This is a genomic window from Bradyrhizobium sp. P2_E8 (assembly GCF_056403875.1).
On record NZ_JBFUES010000642.1, the window covers coordinates 1 to 4,473 of the forward strand.

5 protein-coding genes are annotated in these 4,473 nt (G+C 65.8%); 4 read left to right on the forward strand and 1 reads right to left on the reverse strand.

The annotated features are described in order from the left end of the window. Positions 1-840: MutS N-terminal domain-containing protein (locus tag AC1D00_RS28580; RefSeq protein ID WP_477012964.1), on the reverse strand; the 840-nt coding region annotated here is incomplete at its 3' end. Between the two features lie 324 nt (positions 841-1,164). Between AC1D00_RS28580 and pcaF the strand changes: the two genes are divergently transcribed. The 4 genes from pcaF to AC1D00_RS28600 all read left to right on the forward strand — a co-directional run. After that, positions 1,165-2,373 carry a 3-oxoadipyl-CoA thiolase gene (gene pcaF, locus AC1D00_RS28585; protein WP_477012965.1) on the forward strand — a complete coding sequence of 403 codons (1,209 nt, stop codon included), beginning with the start codon at positions 1,165-1,167 and terminating at the stop codon, positions 2,371-2,373. A 117-nt stretch (positions 2,374-2,490) separates the two neighbouring features. Continuing rightward, entirely contained in the window at positions 2,491-3,384 is an 894-nt protein-coding gene (locus tag AC1D00_RS28590; RefSeq protein WP_404551390.1) for a dioxygenase family protein, read from the forward strand. A 127-nt stretch (positions 3,385-3,511) separates the two neighbouring features. Then, complete coding sequence (gene pcaH / locus AC1D00_RS28595) at positions 3,512-4,213, forward strand: protocatechuate 3,4-dioxygenase subunit beta (protein ID WP_477012966.1); 702 nt, start codon at positions 3,512-3,514, stop codon at positions 4,211-4,213. Continuing rightward, positions 4,214-4,473: dioxygenase family protein (locus tag AC1D00_RS28600; RefSeq protein ID WP_477012967.1), on the forward strand; the 260-nt coding region annotated here is incomplete at its 3' end.

Consider the following 4,473-nt stretch of genomic DNA (forward strand, 5'->3'; position numbering starts at 1 on the left):
GTGCTTGCCGACCTGGGTGCGGTCGACATAGGTGACGGCGGCGGCCGCAGCTGTGGCTTCGAGCCGGGTCAGCTGTGCGAGCCCATCCATGGTCGCGACCGCAAAATAGTCGCACAGGCGCTTCTCGGCGGTGGCGCCATCAAAGACGTCGCGGGTCAGCGGCGTCACCGCCGGCAGTTCGCGCAAGGTCTGTCCGAGCTCGTTGTCGTTGTAGAGCGCGTCGGTGACGATCGCCTCGTTCGGATTGATCCGCGCCAGCGTCGCGGTAAGCTCGCCGCCCGAACATTCCGTCACCATGAATTCGGCGGTCGAGATGTCGATCCAGGCAAGCCCGAAGCGATCGCCTCCGGAAGACGAGCGGGCGCGCGCGATCGCCAGCAGGTAATTGTTGGCGCGCGCATCGAGCAGCGTGTCCTCGGTCAGCGTGCCCGGCGTCACCAGCCGCACCACGCCGCGGCGCACCACGCTCTTGTTGCCGCGCGCTTTCGCGGCGGCGGGATCCTCGGTCTGCTCGCAGACCGCGACCCGGTGGCCGGCCGAGATCAGGCGGTGCAGATAATCCTCGGAGCGTTCGACCGGCACGCCGCACATCGGGATATCAGCGCCCTGGTGCTTGCCGCGCTTGGTCAGCACGATGCCGAGCGTCTTCGAGGCGATCTCGGCGTCCTCGAAGAACAGCTCGTAGAAATCGCCCATCCGGTAGAACAGCAGCAGGCCCTGATGCGCCGCCTTGATCTCCAGATACTGTTCCATCATCGGCGTGACCCGCGCGGCGGCTTCCGCCTGCGGCGCGGGCGTGGGTTCAGGGTCTGGCGCGGGAATGGGCTGTTGCATCGTCATGGGCGGCGCAACCTACAAAATTTCGTCCCGCGCTCCTATCGCTTTGGCCGGGGAGGGCGGGTTTTCCACGTTGTCCGCACGGAGCGAGGAGCTGCCACATTCTCATCGTCATTCCGGGATGCGCCGACAGGCGCAGCCCCGGAATCCACAACCCCGATTGGTGGTTATGGATTCCGGGCTCGCCAGCGGGCGCCCCGGAATGACGGCTGGGGTTTCACATGCATCACCCGCGAAACCGTCAATTGACCTGCTGCGGGCGCCCTCCTAAAACTCCGCCGACATTGAAGAATTTGGGCCGGATCGCGGCATTCAGGGAGAACAACGATGCGTGACGTCTTTATCTGCGATGCCGTGCGGACCCCGATCGGCCGTTTCGGCGGCTCACTCGCCAAGGTGCGCGCCGACGATCTGGCCGCCGCGCCGATCAAGGCGCTGATGGCCAAGCACCCCAATCTCGATTGGGCGCAGGTGGACGAAGTCTTCTTCGGCTGTGCCAACCAAGCCGGTGAGGACAACCGCAACGTCGCGCRCATGGCGCTGCTGCTCGCGGGTCTCCCGGACTCGGTTCCAGGCCAGACCCTGAACCGGCTTTGCGCCTCCGGCCTCGATGCGGTCGGTGCGGCCGGCCGCGCCATCCGCTCCGGCGAGATCGAGCTTGCGATTGCCGGCGGTGTTGAATCCATGACCCGCGCGCCGTTCGTGATGGGCAAGGCGCAGGAAGCCTTCTCTCGCTCGGCCGAGATCTTCGACACCACCATCGGCTGGCGCTTCATCAATCCGCTCCTGAAGGCGCAGTACGGCGTCGATGCGATGCCCGAGACCGGCGAGAACGTCGCCGAGGAATTCCAGGTCTCGCGCGCCGACCAGGACGCCTTCGCGATCCGCTCGCAGCAGCGCGCGGGTGCCGCGATCGCAGCCGGCTATTTCGCCGAAGAGATCACGCCGATCACCATTCCCGGCGGCAAGGCCGGTCCGATCATGGTCGACAAGGACGAGCATCCGCGTCCCGAGACCACGCTGGAAGGCCTCGCCAAGCTGAAGCCGATCGTGCGCAATCCCGGTACGGTGACCGCCGGCAACGCCTCCGGCGTCAATGACGGCGCCGCCGCGATGATCCTGGCGTCCGAAGCTGCTGTGAAGAAGCACGGCCTGACGCCGCGCGCCCGCATCCTCGGCCTCGCCTCGGCCGGCGTGCCGCCGCGTATCATGGGCATTGGTCCGGTGCCTGCCACGCGCAAGCTGATGGAGCGGCTCGGCAAGAAGATCAGCGATTTCGACCTGATCGAGCTCAACGAGGCCTTCGCCTCGCAGGGCATCGCTTGCATGCGCCAGCTCGGCGTTGCCGACGATGCCGATTTCGTCAATCCGCATGGCGGCGCCATCGCGCTCGGCCATCCCCTCGGCATGAGCGGCGCGCGCCTGGCGCTCACCGCCGTGCACGGCATGGAGAAGCGCGGCGGCAAGCTCGCGCTCGCCACCATGTGCGTCGGCGTCGGTCAGGGCGTTGCCGTTGCGATCGAGAAGCTGAATTGACGGTCCACGCAGTGGACCGTCATCCCGGGGCGGTGCGCTTGCACCGAACCCGGGATCTCGAGATTCCGGGTTCGATGCTTCGCATCGCCCCGGAATGACGAGGGAAGGGACCGTCCCATGATCATCGAGCGCGAGCAGGACGTCACGGCCGCGGCACTGGCGGTGATGGAGCGGACATCCGATCCGCGGCTTCGCCAGATCATGGTCTCACTGGTCAAGCACCTGCACGCATTCGTGCGCGATGTTCGCCTGACCGAGGCGGAGTTCCGCGACGCCACCGCGATCGTGGCCGAGCTCGGCAAGCTGACGACCGACACGCATAACGAAGTCGTGCTGATGGCCGGCTCGCTCGGCGTCTCGCCGCTGGTGTGCCTGCTCAACAATGGCGATCAGGGCAATACGGAAACCGACCAGTCGCTGCTCGGGCCGTTCTGGCGGTTGAATTCGCCGCGGGTCGAGAATGGCGGATCGATTGTCCGCTCCGAGACACCGGGTGCGCCGCTGTTCGTCAGCGGCCGCGTCGTGGACAAGGACGACCGTCCTGTCGCGGGCGCGGAGGTCGATGTCTGGCACGCCTCGCCGGTCGGTCTCTACGAGAACCAGGACCCCGAGCAGGCCGACATGAACCTGCGCGGCAAGTTCACGACCGACCAGGACGGACGCTTCGCCTTCCGTTCGGTGATGATGGTGGGCTATCCCATTCCGACCAATGGTGTGGTCGGCCGCCTGCTGAAGGCGCAGAGCCGGCACCCCTATCGCCCCGCGCATCTGCACGCCCTGATCTTCAAGCCCGGATTCAAGGTGCTGATCTCGCAGGTCTACGACCCCGCCGATCGGCACATCGACAGCGATGTGCAGTTCGGGGTGACGCAGGCGCTGATCGGCAAATTCCTGCGCCACGATACGCCGCATCCGGCCGCGCGCGACGTCGCGACGCCCTGGTATTCGCTCGACCACACCTACCGGCTCGAGGCCGGCGAAGCCGTGCTGCCACGTCCGCCGATCAAATAGGGCGCGTCTGTGCCATGCGCCGGCCCAGAGAGGCTGCTAAACTCGCTTCCCCCAATTAGTTATATCCTATAATGATTGGCGGAAGCGTTGACCGGCCGGACCAAAATGGCCGGGGAGGAGTTCGCCAATGACATTCATCTATCCCGTCGACAGCAACAAGGCGCATCCGCTGCCGCTGTCGCCCGAGTATAAAAGCTCGATCAAGCGCGCGCCGAACAAGCCCTTGATCCCGATGCGCCACACGCTGTCGGAATTGACCGGCCCGGTCTACGGCCACGAAACCGTGCGCGAGGGCGACAACGATCTCACCACCCAGCACAGCGGCGAGCCGATCGGCGAGCGCATCATCGTGCACGGCCATGTGCTCGACGAGGACGGTCGCGGCGTGCCGAACTCTCTGGTCGAGATCTGGCAGGCCAATTCCTGCGGCCGCTACGTCCATGTCCGCGACCAGCATCCGGCGCCGCTGGATCCGAACTTCACCGGCGCAGGCCGCACCCAGAGCGATGCCGCCGGCTACTACCGCTTCGTCACCATCAAGCCGGGCGCCTATCCGTGGGGCAATCACCACAACGCCTGGCGTCCCGCGCACATCCATCTCTCGGTGTTCGGCCATTCCTTCGTCACGCGGCTGGTGACGCAGATGTACTTTCCGGCCGATCCGCTGTTCCCGTTCGATCCGATCTTCARTTCGGTACCGGACGAGAAGGCGCGCGCGCGGATGGTCTCGTCGTTCGATCTCGAGAACACCCAGCCCGAATGGGCGCTGTGCTACCGCTTCAACATCGTGCTGCGCGGCAAGAACGCCACGCCAATGGAGAACCATTAAGTGCAGGACAACGTGAAGGACAACGGGATCACGCCATCGCAGACGGTCGGTCCGTTCTTCAAATACGGGCTGACGCCGACCGGTGACTATGCGTGGAACGACGCGTTCACCAACTCGACGCTGACGCCCGACGTCACGGGCGATCGTGTCCGCATCGAGGGCCGCGTGTTCGACGGCGACGGCGTCGCCGTGCCGGATTGCATGCTGGAAATCTGGCAGGCGGATGCCCAAGGGCGTTTCGCCGACCCGCAGGACAAGCG

What these genes read in the sequence shown, in the direction of transcription:
- AC1D00_RS28590 (WP_404551390.1), top strand. Translation starts at nt 2,491, where the DNA reads ATGATCATCGAGCGCGAGCAGGACGTCACGGCCGCGGCACTGGCGGTG.